The sequence below is a fragment of the Cytobacillus sp. T106 genome, from assembly GCF_040492155.1.
GTDB classification, from domain to species: Bacteria; Bacillota; Bacilli; order Bacillales; family Cytobacillaceae; genus Bacillus_AB; species Bacillus_AB infantis.
The window spans coordinates 60,258-82,218 of the sequence record NZ_JBEUMK010000006.1 but is presented as its reverse complement, the minus strand read 5'-3'; the positions used below and the strand labels follow the sequence as shown (position 1 = coordinate 82,218).

Here is a 21,961-nt window from a genome sequence, read left to right as displayed (position 1 = left end):
GTACCATTTACAATATTTAAAAAATATTTTATTATCGAAAAAAGGAATTAAGGGTAATTATAGAAAAAGAATTTTCAGAAATCAACATTTTTTATTAAAAAAGGAGCGAAAAAATCATGTTAGCGATTACAAACGCAAAAATTTTTGATGGAACAGGGAAAAAATATGAAAATGCCAATCTTCTTATTCAGGACGGGAAAATTCAAAGATTAGGAGAAGATCTTGAAATCGGGGAAGAATATACAGTCATTGATGCAGCAGGCAAAATTGTCACTCCAGGTTTGATTGACGTACATACTCATCTGGGGGTGCATGAAGAAGGTGTGGGTAAAGAGGGGCAGGATTTCAATGAAACAAGTGCTGCTGCCACTGCCCAGGTAAGAGCCATCGATGGGATCAACCCGATGGAGAAAGGCTTTGAGGATGCAAGGCGCTTTGGGATCACTACGGTTCAGGTAATGCCGGGCAGCGCCAATGTCATTGGCGGAGAGATGATCGTCCTGAAAACTGCCGGGCAAATCATTGATGATATGGTTATCAGAAACCCTTCCGGCCTGAAAGCGGCAACCGGAGAAAACCCGAAAAGATTCCATGGCGGAAAAGGCATCATGCCGACTACCAGGATGGGAGTGGCCGCGATTCTGCGCGAAAAATTCATTGAGGCACAAAGCTACATCGAAAACCGCAAAGCCGGAAAAGCAGACAGGAAACTAGAACTTGAGAACATTGCTAAGGTGCTTAATAAAGAAATCCCGCTTCGCGTCCATGCGCACCGGGCCGATGACATTATTACCATCTTAAGGCTTAAAAGGGAATTCGGCTTTGACCTGACCATCGAGCATTGCACAGAAGGCCACCTGATTGCCCCATTCATTGCCAAACATGATGTCCGGGTTTCCGTTGGCCCGACCATGTCCTCCCGATCCAAAGTTGAGCTTGCGGATAAAGGCTGGCATACACTTCCTGCCCTTGCAGAAGAGGGAATAGCATTCTCCCTTACCACTGACCACCCTGTCGTAGGAATCGAGCACCTGATGACCAGCGCCATTCTGGCTGTCAAAAACGGCCTGAGTGAAGAGCAGGCACTAGAAGCGATTACGATTAATGCGGCAAGGCATCTCGGAGTCGAGGATCGTGTCGGATCGCTCGAACCTGGCAAGGACGCCGACTTTGTCATCTGGAGCGGGGATCCATTTGACTTGCGTTCCTCCGTTGAGGAAACTTATATCAACGGGGAGAGAGTCTGAACCAGGCGGTTAGTCTTTTTTGCCGGCAATTCTGCTGTAGGGTGATTGGCAGGCTGACTGTCCAGAAATGGTATCTTCGTATCCAGGAATCTCACAGGCAAATTGGACGGCGCTACCAAAGGCCCTCCACTAACAGCATTTATTAAGCCGATGAATAGAAAACATCGGCTTTTTTGCTGGTTCACAATCGGTTCTTTGCCAAAGGTTATGCCGGCAACAAGATTATTTCCCCTTTTGAAAAGCATGCTGTTTTTGTTTCAGCAAACGTCAAATAGCCGCCATACACAGCGATCAACTGTTATGGCGGCCAGCCTGTCTTCCGCAAAACGCCCTTTTTATAACTAGACGGCTACTGACTTTTTATCTGCTTTCTTCTCTCTGAGCCTTTTAATATCAAGGCGGATCAATAATGAAACAGTAAGTGCAACGGCAAAGAGTCCTGTGAAAACATAGAGGCTTTGAGAATAGCTCCCTGTCGTTTCCCTTACCCAAGAAGCGAACATCGGTCCGGCCAGGCCGGCCGCAGCCCACGCTGTTAAAATATATCCGTGGATGGCGCCCAGCTGTTTTGTCCCAAACAAATCCCCGATGTATGCCGGGATGGAGGCAAAGCCTCCGCCATAGCATGTGTATATGATGGCAAGGATGATCTGAAACAGCAGCGGATTATCAACCATGGTGACAAGCGGAAAAGCAATGATCTGGATCAGGAAAAAGAGCGTATAGGTATTGGGCCTGCCGATATAATCAGAGATCGAAGCCCACCCGATCCTTCCTAATCCATTAAAAGCGCCCAGAACACCGACAAGGGCTGCTGCCGCTGCTGCTGTAAGTCCGATGCTTTCCTGTGCGAGAGGAGAAGCAGCAGAAATAATGGCTATGCCGCAGGTGACATTGATGAAAAGCATGATCCAGAGAAAGTAGAATCTTTTCGTTTTCACTGCCTCATTGGCTGTGAGCTGCGATAAATCTTCCCTTCCCCCACCCTTGCCATCCCCTTTTCCTTCAAACCCTTTCGGCACCCAGCCTTCTTTTGGAGGAGCCAAATAGAGAGAGGCAGCGATCATAATAATAAAGTAGGAGATCCCAAGGATATAGAAGGTGCTTGCAATGCCCACGGAATTGATGAGGCTCTGCATGATCGGGCTGCTGATAAGGGCAGCAAAACCGAATCCCATGATAGCAAGCCCCGTCGCAAGTCCGCGGCGGTCAGGGAACCACTTTACGAGAGTTGAAACAGGAGCAATATAGCCCACACCCAGACCAATGCCTCCAAGTACTCCATAAAAGATGTATAATAGCATTAAAGATTCCATTTGGATGGCAAGCCCTGATCCGGTTATTCCTGCGCCGAAAAAAACGGCAGCCAATATCCCCGCTTTGCGCGGACCATATCTTTCTACAAAGTGGCCCAGGAATGCAGCTGATAGGCCCAGGAATAAAATTGCCAGGCTGAAAGTAAAGCTGACCTCTGTCAAATCCCAGCCAAACTCGCTGACAATCGGCTTGGTGAAGACACTCCAGGCATATACAGACCCGATCGATATATGGATTCCCACTGCCGAGGCCGCGATCAGCCACCTGTTTTTGGTTTTTTCCATCACTCCATCTCCCTCCTCTAATTAGAAAACCCTTTCATAACAAGCATTGCTATATTCCCTTAAAAGCTTCCCTCCAAACGGAATAGTCATAATATTTAGATGGTTTTTAGAGAATGGGCAAGGCGATGCCCTGTATTCGGCGCTGGATAAACAGCATCAATATACCACGGCTTAAATTCTTGCTTTCTCTCATATATGTGCTAATATTTGTGGTAATTCAAGAGAACGGGTGAAAAGAATGAATATAAGCAAAGAAAGAAAAATAGTCCAATTTCAGGATGGAAAGCTTAAAGAGGGTGCAGACCTGATAGCAGAGGAATTCCCTCTCACCATCTTTATAAATGGCGAGGAATTCGCTACAATGGTTTGTTCCCCGGACGGACTGGAAGAGCTTGCGGTCGGATTCCTTGCTTCTGAAGGAGTCATCCGCAGCAGCAGAGAGCTGACAAGTCTCCAGGTAGACAGCAGCAAGGGCTTCGCTTATGCCGAGGTAAGCAGTTACACTCCAGCCTTAAAACCAGCCCATTCCAAAAGATTCATCGGCTCCTGCTGCGGCAAAAGCCGGCAGTTTTATCTCCTCAGTGATGTGAAGACAGCAAAGACCTCCACTTCAACAGCTTCATTAACAGCCCAAGAATGCCTATCAGCGATGAAGCAGCTGCAGGAAGCCAGTGTTGATTTCCGGCAGACCGGCGGTGTCCACAATGCAGCTTTATTCCATGGCGACAGGATGATCATCAGCCGTACAGATATTGGCAGGCATAATGCTTTAGATAAAATTCTGGGATACTGTATAATAAATAAGATACCTGTACGGGATAAAGCGATTGCGTTCAGCGGAAGGATTTCCTCTGAAGTGCTTCTGAAGGCCGCCAAAATCGGGGTCGGCATCTTATTGTCCAAGTCTGCCCCGACCGGCCTTGCGATTGATCTTGCGGAAGATTTGAACATTACTGCAGCAGGATTTATCAGGGGAAATTCCTTTAATGTATACTCCTGCCCGGAACGGATAACAGAAATTTAAATTTAAAGGAGGCCATCCCATGCTCATAGATAAACTAGACAGAAATCTGCGGGATCTGCGCATCTCCGTTACCGATAAATGCAATCTGCGCTGCACCTACTGCATGCCGGCGGAAATTTTTGGCCCCGGATATGCCTTCCTGCCGAAGGACCAGCTCCTTTCGTTTGAGGAAATAGAGAAGCTTGCGTCCGTTTTTGCGAAGGCATTTGGAATCCAAAAATTCAGGCTCACCGGGGGTGAGCCTTTAATGCGCAAAGATCTCCCCCAGCTTGTTGAGAAATTGTCCAGCATCCCCGGGGTTGATGATATAGCCATGACCACTAATGGAATACTGCTGCCCCGCTATGCAAAAGAACTGAAATCTGCAGGATTGCGCAGGGTTTCCATCAGCCTCGATTCACTGGATGATGAGCTGTTCGGAAAAATAAACGGCCGCGGAATCAAAGTTGATCAAGTGCTGAAAGGAATTGACGCAGCAGCTGAAGCCGGCTTGAAAGTAAAAATTAACATGGTTGTCCAGAAAGGCGTAAATGATCATCATGTTATCCCAATGGCCAAATTTTTCAAAGAAAAAGGCCATGCTCTTAGATTCATTGAATTCATGGATGTCGGGAACACAAACCAGTGGAATATGGATACCGTTTATACAAAGAAAGATATCCTCCGCGATATAGCGGAAGTCTTGCCCTTCCAGCCTGCCCCGCCGAATTATCCGGGGGAAGTTGCAAAAAGATATGTATATGAAGGCTCAGAATCTGAATTTGGGATTATTTCTTCCGTCACTGATGCTTTTTGCTCATCATGCAACAGAGCAAGGCTTTCTGCTGAAGGCAAACTGTATACATGCCTGTTTTCTTCTGCCGGGCATAACCTCAAAGAGCCGCTCCGTGCAGGAAAAACCGATGATGAACTTGAAAGCATCATCACTGGTATCTGGAATGCCAGGGATGACCGGTATTCAGAGACGAGGGATGAGCTGAAAAGCAGCGGCACTTCCCGGAAAAAAGTTGAAATGTCCCATATTGGAGGCTGATATGGTCTCTTTTATTGTCAGGAGGATGCATAATGGCGGAACACCGATTTGAACTAAAAGCCCACTGGCCAGGATTGCGCAATGATTCTGGAACACTGGAAACAAAGGGGCTCTCTACGAAAATATCCATCCCGCCGGAAATGGACGGGCCTGGCGTCGGCACTAATCCGGATGAAATGCTCCTCGGTGCAGCCGCGACATGCTATATCATTACACTGGCTGCCATGATGGAGAGAAGCAGGCTCGAAAAAGAGGACTTAACGATAGAATCGACAGGAATAGTCGATGTTACTAACGGAGTCATAACCTATAAAGAAATTATCCACCGCCCACAGATTATTTTGAAATCGGACGCGTCAGACCGGGACCTCCAGCTTGCCGAACGGCTTGCCCAAAAAGCGGAGGGATCCTGTATGATTTCAAGGGCTGTAAAAGGAAATGTGGAAATTTCACTTTATACGGATATAAAAAAAGCTGAATAACAAAAAAATGCCCAGGAAACTGAACGATACCACATATTGTGGCCGCCTCAGATATCCCGGGCATTTTTTGAACATAAAGAGTGCCTTATTTTTCAATTCAACTAGCTTAGCTGCTTTTTGAGGGCAAACTTTCTGATAGCTGCTGCTACTCCATCTTCAGTGTTGGCAGCGGTCACTGCGTCGGCTGCTTCCTTTACTGTCTCCTGGGCATTTCCCATCGCCACACCCCAGCCGCATTCCCTGATCATTGAAATATCATTCAGGCTATCCCCGACAGCCATCACCTGATCCATCGTTAAGCCAAGAAGTTCGCAGACCCTCTTAATGCCATTAGCCTTATTGACTCCCAGTGCATTGACTTCGATATTGGTCAGGGCGCTGTTCGTTATTTCCAGCTCTCCCCGTTCTGCCAATGTCTGCAGAACCGTTTCCCTTGCGGCATCGTCCTCGATGTTAAAACCGAACTTCAGCCATTCGTTTGACAGCAGATCTTCCGGCATCTCATCTCGGAACACCTTCTCGCTGTTAACTGCCCAGAAGCCGGCTTTATGCTCTTTTGACAAATCCCACATCCAGCTGATCAGCTCTGCAGAAACCGGATTCCTTTCCACAAGGCTCCCGTCCGGTCCCCATATCTCCCCTCCGTTGATTGTCACAAGATAGGAGTCAAGCTTCAGAGAATCTGCGTGATCCCTGCAGGTAAGCCTTGTCCTGCCAGTGCTTAACACCACTTTGATGCCTGCTTCAATGGCTTCCTTTATAGCTTTACGGTTCCCATCCGATACTTCGCCTTTTTCATTCAATAATGTTCCGTCCATGTCCAATGCAATCAGTTTAATTTCTGGACTTTCTTCTCTGTTTTGCAACGCGGCTCAGTCCTCTCTCGAATTATGTCTATTTTATTATAATAAAAAAATGGCATGTCTATCCAATGATAGACTTCCCCGCTCTTTTTTATCCTATATATTTTCTGCACCGGGAAGAAGCTCTGACAGCCAATCTTAGCATAAACTTTACAATTGCCCTCCAGGCCAGAATGTCCCGCCGAGCTTCAGGACCTTTAGCTGTTCCTTGGGCAATGCAAGCCTGTCCCATTCTTTTTCCAGCCTCTCCAAGGCTTCAGGCCCTGTATCATCTGCAAGGCGGTATGCACCATAATGCATGGGAATGAACCGCTCTCCTTTAAGCTCCAGAAAGGCTTTTATTGCATCCTCGGGATTGATATGGGAAACAGACATAAACCATTCGGGTTCATACGCTCCAATCGGCATCAGGACAATATCTAGCTTGTGCTTTTCCGCTATCTCCTTGAATCCCCTGAAATAGCCCGTATCCCCTGCAAAATAAACTGATTGTTCATCTTCAGGATTCTCTATGATCCAGCCTCCCCAATGGGAAGTATTGGTGTCATTCAGGCCCCGCCTTGTCCAATGCTGGGCAGGGACAAAGGTAAGCTTAAGGGTGCCCGCTTCAAAACTGTCCCACCAGTCTGCCTCGTGGATATTCTTATAGCCCCTCTTTGTAAAAACTCCCTTCAAGCCTGCCGGCACATAGAAAGCCGGATCTCCCCCAAGATTTTTGATTGAAGGAAAGTCAAGATGATCATAATGGCCATGCGAAATCAGGACCAAATCAATGGGGGGAAGGGAAGTGATTGGCAGTCCAGGCTCCGTCAGTCTCTTTTGCACCCCCATCCTTAAAGCCCACACAGGGTCAGTCATCATATTCAATCCGCCAATCTGTATAAGAAAGGTCGAATGCCCTATCCAAGTCACTGACATGGACTCCCGGTTTTTCTTAAGCTTCTCTGCTTCCTTCTCTTCAGCCTGAGCTATCTGCACATTAAGATCTTTCTTATTCCTCCGCCTCTCCCTCGACCAGCGCAGCATATCCCTGAACCCATGTTCGTTTTTCACACCATCATAATTTTCATATCTGGAGCCTTTCATACCATTACCTTCCTTAACCGCCATATATGGCTTTGATTCTTATATTTTACTAGGGCGGCTGGGAAGCGGCAAAAGATTCATCCAGAAATACGCAGCCCAAAATCTTGAAAGCGGTTTACCTTGTCGGTGTTGCAGGGTAGATATTTTCTATCCATTACATAATATTCCATCGAAAAACACAGACATTAAAGGAGGCACACATGCAAACCGAAAAGAAAAATACTTATTCAAAGGCAAAAATTATTGGTCTGATTCTTGGACCTTTAAGTTTTGCAGCTATTATGTTTTTTATGGATATGGATCCTCAACCAAAAGCAGTACTGGCTTCAACAGCCTGGATCTCCATATGGTGGATTACTGAGACTCTTCCGATACCTGCCACTTCTCTTCTCCCGCTGATCCTCCTCCCGATATCCGGAGGGCTTGATAGCGGAAAAGCCGCTTCCGCATACGGCAATCCGATAGTCTTTATGTATATGGGGGGTTTTATAATAGCCATCGCTATCGAAAAGTGGAATCTACACAAAAGAATCGCCTTAACAATTCTTAGTGTTATCGGAACAAGCTCAAACCGTATTATCCTTGGAGTCATGCTGGCTACTTCACTTTTATCCATGTGGATCAACAACACAGCAACAGCACTCATGATGTTCCCTATAGCACTCGCTCTGACGAAACAAATAAAAGCAGACACTGTACTGGATAACAAGAGCTTTGATTTTTTCAGCAAAAGCATTATGCTGTCAGTCGCATATTCAGCCACGATTGGCGGGCTGGCAACACTGGTAGGGTCAATACCAAATGCTGCATTCGCAGCCATTTCTGCAGAAATGCTTGGCAGAACTATAACATTCTCAGATTGGCTGATATTCGCACTGCCACTTACAGTGATTCTTCTTATTTTGACCTACTTGTATATCACCAGAGTTCAGTTTCCAGTCAAAGTCAGCATTGGTGACAATCAGCAATACATAAAAAAAGAACTTCAGGAGCTGGGTCCTGTTACTTATGAAGAAAAGATGGTTGCCGGTGTGTTTTTCCTTACCGGCCTGCTGTGGGTTCTTGGGGGTCTGCTTCCCGAGACTATCAATGACTCTATGATTGGTATCTTTGGAGCACTCCTGCTGTTTTTTATCCCCGCAAAGATCAAAAAAGAAAGGATGCTTGAATGGGAAGATGCCTCAAAACTGCCTTGGGGGCTGCTTTTGCTATTTGGAGGCGGGCTTTCCCTGGCAGCCGCCTTTACAGAATCAAAACTGACAAACTGGATAGGGACTCAACTGGAAACCTTAATCGGTTATCCCTATTTTTTCATAGTACTGACCCTCTCAGCGATCATTTTATTTCTGACTGAAATTATGTCGAATACTGCAGTATCAAATATGGTTATCCCAATAACAGTCGGAATGGCTTATGGCATTGGAATCGAGCCATATGGATTAATGGCAGCGGCCGCACTCGCTTCTTCTTGTGCATTTATGCTGCCGATCTCCACAGCACCCAACGCTATTGTTTTCGGTTCTGATTATATCAAAATTAATGATATGATCAAAAGCGGTTTTTGGCTGAACTTAATCAGCCTATTTATCATCGTGTTGGCAGTCTATTACTGGCTGCCGCGTATTTTTTAAGAAAATAAGAGCAGACTGTTTTCCGAAAAATGGCTTGATTTACTCCCCTTGTTTGAAAAAAAAGAACCGGAATCTGGTCCGGTTCTTTTCACTTCAAATGCTTCGACTTAACATTCTCGCGCAGAAAATCAATGGCACTCCTCGTTTCATCAAGATAGGCAACGCTTTCATCATACTGTCTGGAAGCGGCGCACATGAAAAGAATATCAATAACATGAAGCTGTGCGATCCTCGAGGAAGTTGCACCGCTCCTGAATGTTGGCTCTTTTGTGGAAGATGTGAACAGCCTGATATCCGCTTGATCTGAAACGAGGGAGCTTCCGTACTTTGTAAGAGAGATTGTTACAGCGCCCCGCTTATTGGCAAGCTCAAGTATCTTGGCGACCTCAAATGTCTTGCCTGAAAAAGATATCCCGAAAACCACATCATCCGGCTTAACATTCGCGACCAGTGTAGCAGTCATATGGATATCAGCAAAGGCTGTAGCATGCTTATTGATGCGAAGGAATTTCTGCTGGGCGTCCTGGGCGATGATGCTGGAGGCGCCTACCCCAAAGAAATGCACTGTTTCCGCCTTCTGGATGGCTTCGACAGCTTTGGAAAGCTCTTCTGCGCTCAGCAGATCGGCAGTTTCCCTGATTGTCTGGATGCTGTTGCTCGACATTTTCTCAATGATGGAATGCTGTGATTCATTCGGTTCAATATCACGGAATCCGGGGTGGTCAGTTTTTTGCAGATCACCGGCAATCCTAAGCTTCAATTCCTGGTAGCCTTTCAGCCCAAGTGATTTGCAGAGCCTGATTACGGCCGCACTGCTTGTGGAGCTCCGCTTGCCCAGTTCACTGGCTGTCAATGCGATCGCTTCCTTTGGATTTTCCAGGATGAAGGATGCTATTTTTTTCTCTGAAGGAGGCAGCTTTCCCAGCATTTCGGAAAGCATGACAAGCCCGCCATTAATAAAAGACATGGAATACCTCACTTGCGATATATTTATTATTTATATTATAACGCCTTTTCCCTGTTCTATCATTTTTGAGCAGTGCAGAAGGTGAAAGATGCTTTGCTGCTTCATTGTAAGCAGGACTCCTCCATGTTATGATAGACAAAAAAGTGTTGGAGTGCTTACTATGTATATTGTCCATTCTACCTTTACCGTGCCGGCTGAAAAGGCTGCAGAGGTAATAGAAATCTACCATAACCGCTCACGGAAAGTAGATCAGTCCGAAGGCTTCAAAAAATTCCTTCTGCTCCAGAACAGCAAACGACCAGGGGACATTACCGTCCATATGGAATGGGATACAAAGGAAAGCTATTTAAATTGGGTAAAAAGCGCCCAATTCAAGGAAATCCATGATCTTGAAAAGAAATACCCAGACCAGGAGCTCGCCTCTGTCATTCCAAAGGTAACTCAATTCGAGGTTGTTGGAGACTAGCATATCATTTTATCAGACTACTAAATGCCCGGGACCCCCGCTCCAGTTTTGAGCGGGGGTCCTTTTTGCATGGCATATTTGGCCCTTTAATTTATACAGGATCAAAAAAGCCCTCCATAGAGGAGAACTCTTTTCATTATTTTTCACAAGCCCAATGGTCTTTCTCACGGTAACACTTTGAAGCATAGGCAGGATGTGTGGATGGGACGCCATTTGGATGAAATCATGTTGTATTCTCTTAGGCCAGTATATCTTTCAAAGGCGGAAAAATTTATAAAATTCAGTGAATAACTATTATTTCCTCCGGATCCCAAAGCGGGCATTAATCTGCCCTTTTAGCATCTGCTCGCGGAGTTTCTCATCTTTGGTATTATTTTTTTTCAGATAATCGCTCCTGATTTCGTCTGTTCTGACCCCTTCTTCTCTTTTGTTGGCAATATCAATGAGCTGTTCAACATCTGAGAAGGAATATTTCCTGCTCCCCTTTTCAGTTCTTTCGGGAAAAATGAGGCTTCTTTCTTCATAATATCTAATCTGCCTTTCACTCAATCCTGTCAGCTCGCTTACCACCCCAATGGAAATGACTTTTCTGTTCTTGTACGAAGGTTCTTCTTTCATACACTCACCCCGATGGCTTTATCTTTGTTCCATTATATATATGCAGAAACAGATTTTCACAGAGTTATGTAAGAAAATCTGACATTAATTAACCCTTTTATGAAAAAACAGGAAGATTTTCTTACAAAGCAAATGAAATTTCTCATGTTTTTTTCTACACTATAAAAAACGAAAGAAAGGATGAGGGCCGGTGCCATTTCTTCGCGAGGCAGTTGAGAAAAAGAAGAAGTATTTCATTCAGTTGCTCGTTAAAGGCGGTTTGCTCGATTCTTATGTAAAATCATTGACGCTGACAGAACTTGAGGGAGAATATAAGAAACTGCAAAGAGAAAAGGGTCTGGACAAAAGTTGAACCGGAGGGGAAATGGATGGAAAGAGAAGCAGCCGAACTTGCGAAGAAAATCATAGAACTGGATCTGCTCCGTGATGAGATCTGGGAAGTGCTCGCCGAACTTGCAGGTGAACGTGCCCATGAATTGCTCCGAATGGCTCAGAACAGCTGACGAAACCTAATATCTGATTGAAAATGGATGTTAAGGTAAGTGCAGAAATCTTCTTGGAAGTGGTATAGGAGTGGTATAGGTGCCTGTCACCCGCAATTGAAAAAAAAGCCCGCTGCCGCGGGCTTTCTCTATTTTTTAGTGCTGCTTTTACAATGGCAGCAGTTCGATTGTTTCTTTATTCTTCAATCCTTCAACCATTGCGAGCCATTCGGCAGGCTTGTTGGAAAGGACGCTGTAATAAGTTTCAAGAAAATCTGCAGCAAGGGCTGCGGGTATTTCCTGCGTTTCTTCATTTGCCGGCATGAAGCATAGATCAAGACCTTTCACCGCTTCACCGTCATTCTTCCATGATGGGTGTACATATTCAAAACTCAGACGTCTGTAGCCCAGATGTGAGAGCACTTCCCGGCGGACAAACGGATTCATCGCCTTCACTCCGCCAAACTCATGGCTGCCGGCCTGATAAGGGTCATAAATTTCTGCAAACATCCCAAAAAGCTCTTTGCCATTTTCCCTTGCAAGCCCTTCAAGGTCTTTCTGCCTGTTAACTGCAAGAAAGCGCCCGATGCTCAGGCCCGGCTTGCCGATGATGGTAAAATCGGTCATGGCGATATTCCAGTCAGGATAATAGCGGTATTCTGTTGCGCCTACGGCTTCGCCGTCTTCAAGGGCAATAAACACCCTGATGCCGGGATCCTCGAGCGGTTCTTTCCACAATTCATATTCCAGCACCTCTTCCGGAGGGAAAACGTCCTTCATTAAATTATGCATCTTGACAAATAATGGATCTTCAATACTTGTAATGCGGATATACTCCATCTGACACACTCCAAAAATAGTTATTTATTCTCCTGTAAAAAAGGATTTCTCCATTCCATCAGGCAGGCATAATTCAAGGACTCCCCGTCCTCCAGGTAACCGGACACCAGAGCAATCGGGACCCGCCCGCATCCCAGGAGAAATGAAAGGACCGGGTCCTTCAGTTCTCCTGCTGTAACCTTCCGGACATATTCTTCAGGGCTCATGAGCGCTGCATGCTTATGATAGCCCGGCATGCGCCCTCCCCCAAGCAGCCGCTCCAGCCCAAGGCCAATGACCGTATGATACATAGCCTGCATCAGAATCTTGCCCAGGCCGAGCTTACGGTATTTTGGCCGGATGCTGATATCCACGATATATAAAGTATTTCCATTCGGGTTATGATTGCGGATATACCCTCCGTCTGTCACTTCTTCCCATGTGTGGGAAGGTGAAGAAGGGTCGAACTGCACGAGAAGCCCTGTCATTGAGCCGGCAAGCTCGCCATCAACCTCTATGCAGAGCGCACCTTCCGGAAAGAGAGAAACATGGTTTTCCAGCTGTTCCCTGTTCCACCACAGTTCTTCTGGAAAAGGAGGCGGAAAGCATTCCGCCTGGATGCTGATCAGCTCAGGAAAATCTTTTCTTTGATAGTTCCTGACTGCCGCCTGCAGCATCTTTTCACCATATCGAACATAGAAACGGCTTTCGTATCCCATACTCTCAGCCTTCTATCCCGGTATTTTCCCAGTCTGTATACAGGTCACTGCGCCTGTCGCGCCAGGTTGTCACTGAACCTCTTTCCCTCACTTCGTAAAGCAGGCTCAAATCAAGGTCAGCAGTTACGATCATGTCATTATTAAGCTCGCCTTCAGCCATGATACCCTTAGGCGGAAACGGAATATCATTAGGCGTCAGCACTGCGGCCTGCCCGAAGTTGGCGCGCATGAAGTCAACTGTAGGAAGAGATCCGACAGTGCCAGTCACAACTACATATACCTGGTTTTCAATCGCCCTTGCATGGCTGGTATAGCGGACACGGTGGAAGCCATGGCGGTCATCTGTGCAGGAAGGACAGAAAATCACATCCGCCCCTTTCGCTTTCGCCATCCTGACGATTTCAGGAAACTCAATATCATAGCAAGTGAGGACCGCAATGCGCCCTTTATCTGTATCAAAGACACTGAGGCCATCTCCCTGGGACATATTCCATTCATGTACCTCTGTCGGTGTAATATGGAGCTTTGCCTGCTCCCCTATCCTGCCGTCCGGATAGAACAGGTGGGCCACATTGTATAATTTTCCATTTCGGCTGACAACATGGGTGCCTCCGATGATATGCATCCCTGTTTCAATTGCGAAACGGGAAAACAGCTCCCTGTATTGATCCGTAAACCCTGGGAGTTCATTGATGGTCAGCCTTGTTCCCTGCTCACTCCCGATTGACAGAAGCTGCGTTGTGAAAAACTCTGGAAACAGGACGAACTCTGATCCATATTCCTGTGCTGTTTTTATATAATGTTCACACTGGTCAGCAAAGTCCTGGAATGAACGAATAGTATGCAGGTGGTATTGAACTGCAGAAACTCTTAATTTCATAAAAAAAACCCCCTAAAAATTGATGGGCTAGTGCACGCTGCACTATCTTTTTGATTATGGAATATTTTTTGATTTTTAACAAGTACTCACTTTGAAGTAAGTTGGTTACTTCTCTGTAACTATCCTTCTTCTCCACCTGTTGAAGGCTCTGCAGAATACATCTCTATTATTTTCAATAAAAGTCCTGTGCCAATCGTCCCGGCGCTCTTTTACCTGATATAATAAAATATACCTAAATGTAGTAACTATATCTGGAGGAGGGGCATCTTGGTCTCGCTTAATAACCTGCAATATTTTTATGCTCTGCTCGGAATTATTTTTTCCATCATTAATTGTTCTCTTTTACTCCGCTCAGTCAGGAAATCCTCGAATTCGAAGGGCAATACATCAGATCATCTTCTGAGAGATGCCTCAATCATTGGCATTACCTTTTTCCTGACAAACTTGTTTGTTGTTCTTGCTTTGAATGCCAAAGTCGATGCAGTCGATTTCTTTTTTTATTTTCTATATTTCCTTTTCAGCTGTATCGGAGGCAGTTTCCTGGCCATTAAGATGGGCATCAAGAAACAGCTGGGAACGGGTTTGTATCTGCTTGCCGGCTTTATGATTACCAGTATCATACTGCTCGCTGATTATTCTGCCGTTTTTATTCTGTTTCACCATGATTTACATTTGAATCTGCCGCTCGTTTTAATGACCGGCCTAATCACTCTAGGGATATCCTTTTCATCCCTCCGCTTCCTCCTGCAGCTGAGCAAGGAGCCTGAAAACAGCAGTAGCAGGCGGTGGGAGCTGATCGGAAGCCTGGCAGCTGGCCTGGCACTGTCCGGCATCCCGTATCTGACTGCCATTTCGGCTGTTGGCATCCAGAGCGGTTATTTTAATGAGCTGTTCTTATTCCCATATGCAGTGGAGATCCTGGCAATGACTACGCTCGCCATCGTACCGGACCTGTTCGGCGAATACAGGAACACCGTCAACGAAACGAGGCTTGAGAAAAGCGAGCAGCATTTCAGCTCGCTGTTTGATTCCAATCCCGATTCAGTATTCTCCATCAATCTGGAGGGCCGCTTTATTTCGGTTAATAAAATGGCGGAAAAACTGACCGGCTATACAGAAGCGGAGCTGCTTCAAATGACTTTCATTCCATTGATCTTTGAAAAGGATATCTCCAGGACGCTGGATTACTTTTTGCAAGCGAAGGAGGGAATCCCTTCTGAGTTTGAGGTCACTATGCAGCGGAAAGATGGAATCTCCGCTATTGTAAGGATTATTGCTGTTCCTATCGTTCTGCAAAAAGAAGTCATTGGCGTATATGGAATTGCTAAGGATATAACGGAAATCATTCAAAGCCAGGAAAGGATCCGGCATCTAGTCAATCATGATGAATTGACGGACCACTATAATTCCAGAAAGTTCATTTATGAAGCAGACAAGGTCATTGCAGAAGGGAGTCCTGTCTCAATCCTCAGCATTGAAATCGGCCGCATCAGGAGTATCAGGGAGGTTTTTGGGATAAAGGAGGGCGACGGGCTCCTAAGAGAGGCATCTTCAAGGCTGAAGAATGCCTTTGGCGAGAGCGCCCTGTTCGGCAGGCTGAATGGCGATGAGTTCGCTCTCCTGATCAGGGAAAATCTGGACCTCGAGAAAGCAGCAGGGCTAATTGAAAGAGCCTTTGCCGAACCCTTCACGGTGGATGATCATGAAATCTTCCTTGAGTGTTCGATTGGCGCTGCCATTTTTCCGGATCATGGCAAAGAAGCGTCCGAATTGCTGCGGAATGCCGAAAACGCCAAGAGGACGGTAAGCAAAAATGATCATGCTTTTTTTGCGCTCTATGAAAGAAAACAGAACCAGCACAGCCTGGAAAAGATCGTTATTGAGAATGAACTGAAAAAAGCCATTGAAAGTGACGAGCTGATGCTTTACTACCAGCCGAAATATAATATTTTAAAAGAATGCCTAACCGGGTTTGAAGCGCTTGTAAGGTGGAAGCATCCACAAAAGGGCATTCTCCCTCCGGGTGTTTTCATACCGGTTGCCGAACAGTCAGGACTGATTGCCGCGCTTGAGCTTTGGGTGCTGAGAGAAGCATGCTTTCAGCTGAAGCGATGGCACAGCACAGAACTCATGGGGCTCCCGGTTTCAATTAATCTATCACAAAAATCTTTTTCGAATCCCGGATTGGTTAAAAGCATTACCCGCTGCACTGAACAGGCAGGCATCGACCCTTCCCTTCTCGAAATCGAGATCACTGAGAGTCTTGCCATGTTCAACGAGAAGGAAACAATAGAAAAGCTTCAGTTCCTGAAAAAATACGGAATGAAAATCAGCCTCGATGATTTTGGGACCGGCTACAGCTCTTTAAGCTATATTGATAAACTTCCCATCGATACCATTAAAATCGATAAGTCTTTCATAGACAGGCTTGGCGATAATGGAAACGGGCATTCGATGGTGTCTGCCATCATTTCCATGTCTTCCTTTTTAAAGCTGCATCTTATTGCTGAGGGTGTAGAAACGAAAGAGCAGGCCGATATGCTGTCCAGGATGGATTGCCATGAAATCCAGGGCTATTATTTCAGCCCGCCGAAGCCTGCCGCAGAAATCGAAAGAGAGTTTGGAGGAAAGAAAGCGCGGATAATATAGAAAACGAAAAAGAAGCAGCCGGCTATGCGCTTGGCTGCTTCTTTTTTATGAAGATCTGATTACTGCTGGTACTGAACCTGATGAAGGCCGGCGAAAATGCCGCCTTTCGCGAGCAGTTCATCGTGCCCTCCCTGCTCCGCAATCCCGTCTTCTGTCACAACAACGATCCGGTCTGCATTGCGGATGGTTGCCAAACGGTGTGCGATTACGAGCGTCGTCCGATTTTGTGCAAGCTCTGAAAGGGCCTTCTGAATGATCATTTCCGTTTCAGTATCAAGGGCCGATGTGGCTTCGTCCAAAATCAGGATTGGCGGATTCTTCAGGAACATCCTTGCTATCGCAATCCTTTGCTTTTGCCCGCCGGATAATTTGAGTCCCCGTTCGCCGATCTGAGTTTCATACCCGTCAGGCAGGGAATGGATAAATCCTTCCAGATGGGCACGCTTGGCGGCTGACCGGATCTGCTCCTCAGATGCATCCAGCATGCCATAAGCGATATTCTCCTTTAAAGTTCCGGTGAAGAGAAATACATCCTGCTGGACGATCCCGATCTGCTTCCGCAAGGATGATTGGGTCATATCCCGGATATCCATGCCGTCAATGGTGATGCTTCCTCCATTCACATCATAAAATCTCGGGATCAGCGAGCAAATGGTTGTTTTCCCCGCCCCTGAAGGCCCGACAAAAGCCACCGTTTCCCCTGCCCTAATGGTAAGGTCGATGTCTTTCAGCACCTGTTTGCTGTCATCATAGCTGAACGAAACATTGTCCAAAGCGATATTCCCCTTAAGGGAAGCCACTTCAATAGCGTCGGGAGCATCCTTTATTTCCGGTTCTGTATCCAGGAGTTCCATGAACCGCTTGAATCCTGCCATCCCTTTCGGATAAAGCTCCATCAGGGCACTGATTTTATCAATCGGCTTGAAAAGGACATTCACATACAGAACGAATCCGACGAGCTCGCCATAGGACAGCTGGTTTTGGTAGCTAAGCCATGCCCCGAGAACAAGGACGATAAGCACCATCATCCTTGTCATCATATAAATGCCTGATGAGCTGTAGGACATGATTTTATATGCGGCAAGCTTTGCTTTACGGAATTTCCGGTTATTGACAGAGAAGCGGGAGATTTCAAAGTCTTCGTTGGTGAATGACTGGACAACGCGGACTCCGGAGACACTGTCCTCTACCCTGGCATTGACATCAGCTATGTCGCTGTACATCTGCTTCCAGGCTTTGTTCATCCTGATATTGCAGAAAGTGATCAGCCATACGAGGAATGGCACGATCAGGATCGTTACGAGAGCAAGCTTCACATTGATGGTCAGCATGATCCAGAAGGCCCCGACAAAGGTCATGATGGCAATGAACAGATCCTCCGGCCCATGATGGGCAAGCTCGCCGATATCGAAAAGGTCATTCGTTATCCGGCTCATAATATGCCCTGTTTTGGTGTTGTCAAAAAATCGGAAAGACTGCCTTTGGACATGTGTGAACAGCTGATGGCGCATATCTGTTTCAATGTTGATGCCCAGCTTATGGCCCCAGTAATTGACGATATACTGCAGGAAAGTGCTCGCTATATATAAAGCCAGCAGACCTGCACTGACTGAAACTATCATCGACCAGTTGCCGCTTGGCAGGAGCTTATCGATAAACCATTGTACAGCAAGGGGGAAGGCAAGCTCCAGAAGGGCGACTATGACGGCCGAACTGAAATCGAGCGTAAATAGTTTTTTATGAGGTATATAATATGAAAAAAAGCGTTTTAGCATCTTTCTTTTTCTCCTTTTCGTGGTGCATCTTCAAATACAGCATGCTGCGGAGCAGGATCTGCCAGCGCCGCAGCATTGCGCAATCTATTATGATCTCATGAATTTCAAAGAAAATTCTTCCCCGCTTATCCTTTTGAACAGTTCCCCGAACTTCAGACTGCCTGAGGGCCTGATGACTTCATTCAGAAGGAAGCTGCCGAAAGCTTCAGGGTCTGCGAGCAGGCCATTTCCATGCTTCTTTTCAAAAACCCCCTTAAGCATTTCACAAGTCACATCGCCCATGAAATAATTGTGAAGATAAATCGGATGGGTAGTGTAATGAATCGTGAAAGCCCATGGCGGCTCATCACCAAACGGCTCCTCCTGCAGCACTTCCCTGTGGTTCTTCCAGTAAAGCTGATACACGTCATCCAGTGAAGAGGCTTCATTGAGATAAAAGCTGTGATCAAAAAAGATCCGGCTGATGGCTCGCAGCGAGTTTGTCTTCCGGTATTCCTTCAGCCTGGAAAATTGCTCTGCCGCGCCATCAGACCCGCTGAAAAAGCTCCCGGAAAACTGCGGGCTGTAAAGAAATCCCTGAAATAGGTTGGCAATCCCTTCACTGATGATCCCGCTCACGCCTGTATTCAATATCAATTCCTCCGGATCCAGCAGAAAGGAATGGACGGCATGGCCTGTTTCATGGAGAAGCACACCATACTCATGAAATTTATTTTTCACATTAGCCAGTATCCGTGAATCCTTTGCCGTTTCAATCGGGAAGTTATAGCCCCATTCCGATTTGTTTTTTCTCGGAAAAATGTCATACGTAATATTATAGCTGCTAATATCAAACCCGAATAGAGAAAATAATTTATTGATATTCCCGAAATAATCGGACATATCCACTTCCTGATTCAGCAGAGGGGCAATCTTTGCATCGATATACTGCTCATCCCAGGGCAGGATCCTGTCTTCATGGAGGAACTGCTCTGCAAATCCGGCCCTCGCCTTCTCCATGGCAGGCAGGGACTGATGGAGCTCAGGGAGCCAATTGCTGAAGATGTCTTCGTCCAATTCATTCATCTCAAGCTGATGCGCTATGTAATTGGCTGATCCATATTCTTTGGCATACGTTTTCCTCAGGCTGATAAGATCGAGGAATCCTGCATCAATCATGGGCTGGTTGATCTGATTTTTGGCAAAGAAAGCCTCCCTTCTCCTGTTCTTATCCTCATCCCGGCTCATTACCTGGCCAAGTTCAACAGAGGAAACCTCCTTGCCCTGAAAGGTGTATCGAAACTGGTTCAACAACTTGGACAGGTCACTGACTTTCCCCTGGATTTCCTCATCCAGTTCATTCAGCGACTGTGACAAATGGTAAGGTTTGAATAGATTGTCAACCAGCTGCAGTTTTCTTTTGTTCAGTGGGTCCTGCTCTGTTTCCAGTGCTTCCCTCACCAATTCATAGCTTTTCTCATTCTTCAGAAGGCTGGTTATTTTCTGGTACTGGTCTTTTAGGCCGAAATCGTATCCGGCAGTATATTGTGTCCAAAGGAGACGCCCGTACTGCGTCTGTGCATCATGCACTTCACTGTATATTCCTTCAATCTCTTCCATATGCTGTCCCAAGCTGATTCCCCCATTTTTTATTTCTATAATCGAAATACATTGAATCTATTATATAAAAAGAATATTCTGCCAGCAAGAAGGATTTTTGCAGCTTGGAGCTTTTATTGTGCCTTTCACAGGAAAAGCGGCGTGGTTCCACGCCGCTTTTCAAGGTGATCATAAAACAAACCATACCTTTTTGATCCTGCCAGCTTCCGCCTCGTACATGGCAACTGCTTCTGTTTCTTCTCCGCTTGCCCTTCCCTTCACACTCTCATGGTCGATGCAGATGCTGCCTTTTATTATTCTGGATAAAAGGACTGCCTTCTGGCGGGGATTGCTTTCAAACAATCTCTTATACACTTTGCGCATTTCCTCTTTTCCTGCATAAAGCAGTTCCTGTGAAGGAAAGCTGCGGATTTCAACATCTTCACTATACACTTCAAGGAATTCTTCAAGATTCTGGCGATTATAGGCTTCAAGCTGCCTTTTTGCTAATTGCTCCACTATAGCCATCCTTACTCCCCCATTTTCTATCAGTTATCAGATGCTGAGAAGGAAAGTCCCTTTTTTTTCATCAGATATTTCAGAGCTGCCTGGAAATCAGAAAAAGTTTCTGCCTGAAGATTGATGCCAGTCAGAACAACCTCACGGATAAGAACCGGGGAAAGTCCGACAAAGTAAGGTTCAACCCCCATGAGGCGCACCGACTTTGTCAGCTGATCGATTTCAATGCCCAGCTCTGACAGGCTCATCTGCTCGATCCGGTCGATTGTAATATCCGTAAAATCGATAATAGCCGTTTCCACTTCATTTTTCTGGATATACTGCATGATCTTCCCCCGGATTTTCTCAAACCTTTCAGCAACCAGCAAACCTGTTATCGGAACAAGGATTGTACTGGGAATAATGGATGGAATGATCGGTGCAGACATCAGCGATATTACTTCTTCATATTCCTTTACCTTTTCTTCAAGCATTCTTATGTATTCTTTCGTCATTGTTACTCTTCACCAATCCTCAATTTATTTAAAGTTGCACTTTTATTGGCTGTTGAGCGGCGATATCAGCTCAGCCAGCTCATTCTTGGGTGAATTCACAAGCGTTGATACCGGATAAGATTCCATTTCCTCCGCAGGATAAGGTACAAGAAGCTCTTTGAGTTTCCCAAGGTCTTTTTCTCTGGGATTCAGCCATGTATCATAATCACTGCTTTTCAGGATGACAGGCATCCGGTCATGAACTTCTTCTGTTACGCTGTTTGGTTCGGTTGTAATGATCGTGCAGGAGAAAACAGGTGCATCCGGCCCTTCCCATCTTTCCCACAGCCCGGCAAAGGCAAAAGGCTTGCCCTCCTTCAAAATGAAACGGTAAGGCTGCTTCCCATCCGCCGTTTTCTTCCATTCGTAAAATCCATCAGCCAGAATCAGGCAGCGCCTTTGTTTGAATGCATCCCTGAAGCTTGGTTTGCTTTCAATCCCTTCTGAACGGGCATTGATCATTTTATAGCCGATTTTCGGATCTTTCGCCCAGAATGGTATAAGCCCCCATCGCAATTCAGCAGCTTTCCTTCCGCCTTTTCCAGCAGCTACTGCCAGGATATTTTGGCTTGGAGCAATATTGTATCTTGGTGATATTTCCCCTTCGAAGGAAAAATTGAATTGTGACTGAAGCTCATGTATTCCTTCTGTTAAAGTAAACCTGCCGCACAAAAAGATCATCCCGCTTTCTGTCTGGATTTCCTTCTGCCCAGGAAACTGCTCAAGGGCAAGCAAAAGCAGCGGAGGAAGATCCCCCGCTGAAAAGGAAGGTGTTAATGGGTACTAGTGGTTAGTGGTTACTGTATCATATGCTCGTATGCTTTGTCCGTATAGACAGGTTGTCTGGTTTATATGCACATTTTTAATGTGTACCTAATATCTATTTAACCAGATATAAGGCAGTTAGTCCTAATATTTTGTTTATAAAGCTGCCAAATATTCAAAAATAGCCCTTCCAGGCCTCTTGGAGATTTGGCAGCAGCAATCGG

Annotated in this window: 22 protein-coding genes; 9 read left to right on the top strand and 13 right to left on the bottom strand. The window is 45.9% G+C overall.

The annotated features are described in order from the left end of the window. Nucleotides 1-116 precede the first annotated feature (116 nt). Nucleotides 117-1,247, top strand: a complete 1,131-nt coding sequence (locus tag ABU165_RS12980) for an amidohydrolase (RefSeq protein WP_009795614.1) — start codon at nt 117-119, stop codon at nt 1,245-1,247. A 341-nt stretch (nt 1,248-1,588) separates the two neighbouring features. On the opposite strand, the gene ABU165_RS12975 is transcribed toward ABU165_RS12980, so the two are convergent. Further along, complete coding sequence (locus ABU165_RS12975; RefSeq protein ID WP_224950767.1) at nt 1,589-2,848, bottom strand: L-lactate MFS transporter; 1,260 nt, start codon at nt 2,846-2,848, stop codon at nt 1,589-1,591. A gap of 238 nt (nt 2,849-3,086) precedes the next feature. On the opposite strand from ABU165_RS12975, the gene fdhD reads away from it, so the two are divergent. Genes fdhD through ABU165_RS12960 form a run of 3 tightly spaced genes read left to right on the top strand, consistent with a single transcriptional unit; the run spans nt 3,087 to nt 5,387 of the window. Continuing rightward, the gene (gene fdhD / locus ABU165_RS12970) at nt 3,087-3,872 is read left to right on the top strand and encodes a formate dehydrogenase accessory sulfurtransferase FdhD (RefSeq protein WP_009795611.1); all 786 of its coding nucleotides are present in this window, start codon (nt 3,087-3,089) and stop codon (nt 3,870-3,872) included. A 19-nt stretch (nt 3,873-3,891) separates the two neighbouring features. Then, entirely contained in the window at nt 3,892-4,905 is a 1,014-nt protein-coding gene (gene moaA / locus ABU165_RS12965) for a GTP 3',8-cyclase MoaA (protein WP_022544048.1), read from the top strand. A 32-nt stretch (nt 4,906-4,937) separates the two neighbouring features. Further along, a complete protein-coding gene (locus ABU165_RS12960; RefSeq protein ID WP_009795609.1) occupies nt 4,938-5,387 on the top strand; it encodes an OsmC family protein in 450 nt (149 codons plus the stop codon). Nucleotides 5,388-5,488: 101 nt separating this feature from the next. Here the strand turns inward: ABU165_RS12960 and ABU165_RS12955 are convergent, their stop codons facing one another. Both ABU165_RS12955 and ABU165_RS12950 read right to left on the bottom strand, forming a co-directional pair. Next, nucleotides 5,489-6,253, bottom strand: coding sequence for a Cof-type HAD-IIB family hydrolase (locus tag ABU165_RS12955; RefSeq protein ID WP_009795608.1), 765 nt, complete (start codon nt 6,251-6,253; stop codon nt 5,489-5,491). Between the two features lie 147 nt (nt 6,254-6,400). Next, nucleotides 6,401-7,336: an MBL fold metallo-hydrolase gene (locus ABU165_RS12950; RefSeq protein ID WP_318060386.1), complete on the bottom strand. Its 936-nt coding sequence runs from the start codon at nt 7,334-7,336 to the stop codon at nt 6,401-6,403. A 200-nt stretch (nt 7,337-7,536) separates the two neighbouring features. Between ABU165_RS12950 and ABU165_RS12945 the strand changes: the two genes are divergently transcribed. Beyond that, nucleotides 7,537-8,967, top strand: coding sequence for an SLC13 family permease (locus ABU165_RS12945; protein WP_009795606.1), 1,431 nt, complete (start codon nt 7,537-7,539; stop codon nt 8,965-8,967). Nucleotides 8,968-9,055: 88 nt separating this feature from the next. Here the strand turns inward: ABU165_RS12945 and ABU165_RS12940 are convergent, their stop codons facing one another. Beyond that, a complete protein-coding gene (locus ABU165_RS12940) occupies nt 9,056-9,934 on the bottom strand; it encodes a MurR/RpiR family transcriptional regulator (protein WP_009795605.1) in 879 nt (292 codons plus the stop codon). Between the two features lie 160 nt (nt 9,935-10,094). Here ABU165_RS12940 and ABU165_RS12935 point away from each other — a divergent pair, with 160 nt between their 5' ends. Then, a complete protein-coding gene (locus ABU165_RS12935; protein WP_009795603.1) occupies nt 10,095-10,400 on the top strand; it encodes an antibiotic biosynthesis monooxygenase family protein in 306 nt (101 codons plus the stop codon). A 294-nt stretch (nt 10,401-10,694) separates the two neighbouring features. On the opposite strand, the gene ABU165_RS12930 is transcribed toward ABU165_RS12935, so the two are convergent. After that, entirely contained in the window at nt 10,695-11,018 is a 324-nt protein-coding gene (locus ABU165_RS12930; protein ID WP_009795602.1) for a MerR family transcriptional regulator, read from the bottom strand. A gap of 190 nt (nt 11,019-11,208) precedes the next feature. Between ABU165_RS12930 and ABU165_RS12925 the strand changes: the two genes are divergently transcribed. Both ABU165_RS12925 and ABU165_RS12920 read left to right on the top strand, forming a co-directional pair. Then, nucleotides 11,209-11,370, top strand: coding sequence for a hypothetical protein (locus tag ABU165_RS12925; protein ID WP_022544051.1), 162 nt, complete (start codon nt 11,209-11,211; stop codon nt 11,368-11,370). Nucleotides 11,371-11,386: 16 nt separating this feature from the next. Continuing rightward, nucleotides 11,387-11,521: a hypothetical protein gene (locus ABU165_RS12920; RefSeq protein WP_022544052.1), complete on the top strand. Its 135-nt coding sequence runs from the start codon at nt 11,387-11,389 to the stop codon at nt 11,519-11,521. A 147-nt stretch (nt 11,522-11,668) separates the two neighbouring features. Here the strand turns inward: ABU165_RS12920 and ABU165_RS12915 are convergent, their stop codons facing one another. The 3 genes from ABU165_RS12915 to ABU165_RS12905 are packed head-to-tail and all read right to left on the bottom strand — an operon-like array spanning nt 11,669 to nt 13,918. Beyond that, nucleotides 11,669-12,340, bottom strand: a complete 672-nt coding sequence (locus ABU165_RS12915; RefSeq protein WP_009795600.1) for a hypothetical protein — start codon at nt 12,338-12,340, stop codon at nt 11,669-11,671. Nucleotides 12,341-12,360: 20 nt separating this feature from the next. After that, entirely contained in the window at nt 12,361-13,038 is a 678-nt protein-coding gene (locus ABU165_RS12910) for a GNAT family N-acetyltransferase (protein ID WP_318060387.1), read from the bottom strand. A 4-nt stretch (nt 13,039-13,042) separates the two neighbouring features. Beyond that, nucleotides 13,043-13,918 carry a carbon-nitrogen hydrolase family protein gene (locus tag ABU165_RS12905; protein WP_094768942.1) on the bottom strand — a complete coding sequence of 292 codons (876 nt, stop codon included), beginning with the start codon at nt 13,916-13,918 and terminating at the stop codon, nt 13,043-13,045. Nucleotides 13,919-14,185: 267 nt separating this feature from the next. Between ABU165_RS12905 and ABU165_RS12900 the strand changes: the two genes are divergently transcribed. Then, the gene (locus tag ABU165_RS12900) at nt 14,186-16,567 is read left to right on the top strand and encodes a putative bifunctional diguanylate cyclase/phosphodiesterase (protein ID WP_009795597.1); all 2,382 of its coding nucleotides are present in this window, start codon (nt 14,186-14,188) and stop codon (nt 16,565-16,567) included. Nucleotides 16,568-16,626: 59 nt separating this feature from the next. Here ABU165_RS12900 and ABU165_RS12895 read toward each other — a convergent pair whose 3' ends face one another. The 5 genes from ABU165_RS12895 to ABU165_RS12875 form a co-directional block, all read right to left on the bottom strand. After that, entirely contained in the window at nt 16,627-18,342 is a 1,716-nt protein-coding gene (locus ABU165_RS12895; protein ID WP_009795596.1) for an ABC transporter ATP-binding protein, read from the bottom strand. 87 nt (nt 18,343-18,429) lie between these two features. Then, the gene (locus ABU165_RS12890) at nt 18,430-19,953 is read right to left on the bottom strand and encodes a gluzincin family metallopeptidase (RefSeq protein WP_022544053.1); all 1,524 of its coding nucleotides are present in this window, start codon (nt 19,951-19,953) and stop codon (nt 18,430-18,432) included. A gap of 156 nt (nt 19,954-20,109) precedes the next feature. Further along, nucleotides 20,110-20,448, bottom strand: coding sequence for a nuclear transport factor 2 family protein (locus ABU165_RS12885; RefSeq protein WP_129612564.1), 339 nt, complete (start codon nt 20,446-20,448; stop codon nt 20,110-20,112). A 20-nt stretch (nt 20,449-20,468) separates the two neighbouring features. After that, nucleotides 20,469-20,933, bottom strand: a complete 465-nt coding sequence (locus tag ABU165_RS12880; RefSeq protein WP_094768944.1) for an STAS domain-containing protein — start codon at nt 20,931-20,933, stop codon at nt 20,469-20,471. A gap of 42 nt (nt 20,934-20,975) precedes the next feature. Further along, the gene (locus ABU165_RS12875) at nt 20,976-21,644 is read right to left on the bottom strand and encodes an SOS response-associated peptidase (protein ID WP_094768970.1); all 669 of its coding nucleotides are present in this window, start codon (nt 21,642-21,644) and stop codon (nt 20,976-20,978) included. Between the last annotated feature and the right edge of the window lie 317 nt (nt 21,645-21,961).

Excerpts from the sequence above, each read along its gene's own strand:
- ABU165_RS12980 (WP_009795614.1), top strand. The coding sequence starts at position 117 with ATGTTAGCGATTACAAACGCAAAAATTTTTGATGGAACAGGGAAAAAA.
- ABU165_RS12975 (WP_224950767.1), bottom strand. The coding sequence starts at position 2,848 with ATGGAAAAAACCAAAAACAGGTGGCTGATCGCGGCCTCGGCAGTGGGA.
- fdhD (WP_009795611.1), top strand. The coding sequence starts at position 3,087 with ATGAATATAAGCAAAGAAAGAAAAATAGTCCAATTTCAGGATGGAAAG.
- moaA (WP_022544048.1), top strand. The coding sequence starts at position 3,892 with ATGCTCATAGATAAACTAGACAGAAATCTGCGGGATCTGCGCATCTCC.
- ABU165_RS12960 (WP_009795609.1), top strand. The coding sequence starts at position 4,938 with ATGGCGGAACACCGATTTGAACTAAAAGCCCACTGGCCAGGATTGCGC.
- ABU165_RS12950 (WP_318060386.1), bottom strand. The coding sequence starts at position 7,336 with ATGAAAGGCTCCAGATATGAAAATTATGATGGTGTGAAAAACGAACAT.
- ABU165_RS12945 (WP_009795606.1), top strand. The coding sequence starts at position 7,537 with ATGCAAACCGAAAAGAAAAATACTTATTCAAAGGCAAAAATTATTGGT.
- ABU165_RS12940 (WP_009795605.1), bottom strand. The coding sequence starts at position 9,934 with ATGTCTTTTATTAATGGCGGGCTTGTCATGCTTTCCGAAATGCTGGGA.
- ABU165_RS12935 (WP_009795603.1), top strand. The coding sequence starts at position 10,095 with ATGTATATTGTCCATTCTACCTTTACCGTGCCGGCTGAAAAGGCTGCA.
- ABU165_RS12930 (WP_009795602.1), bottom strand. The coding sequence starts at position 11,018 with ATGAAAGAAGAACCTTCGTACAAGAACAGAAAAGTCATTTCCATTGGG.
- ABU165_RS12920 (WP_022544052.1), top strand. The coding sequence starts at position 11,387 with ATGGAAAGAGAAGCAGCCGAACTTGCGAAGAAAATCATAGAACTGGAT.
- ABU165_RS12915 (WP_009795600.1), bottom strand. The coding sequence starts at position 12,340 with ATGGAGTATATCCGCATTACAAGTATTGAAGATCCATTATTTGTCAAG.
- ABU165_RS12910 (WP_318060387.1), bottom strand. The coding sequence starts at position 13,038 with ATGGGATACGAAAGCCGTTTCTATGTTCGATATGGTGAAAAGATGCTG.
- ABU165_RS12905 (WP_094768942.1), bottom strand. The coding sequence starts at position 13,918 with ATGAAATTAAGAGTTTCTGCAGTTCAATACCACCTGCATACTATTCGT.
- ABU165_RS12895 (WP_009795596.1), bottom strand. The coding sequence starts at position 18,342 with ATGCTAAAACGCTTTTTTTCATATTATATACCTCATAAAAAACTATTT.
- ABU165_RS12885 (WP_129612564.1), bottom strand. The coding sequence starts at position 20,448 with ATGGCTATAGTGGAGCAATTAGCAAAAAGGCAGCTTGAAGCCTATAAT.
- ABU165_RS12880 (WP_094768944.1), bottom strand. The coding sequence starts at position 20,933 with ATGACGAAAGAATACATAAGAATGCTTGAAGAAAAGGTAAAGGAATAT.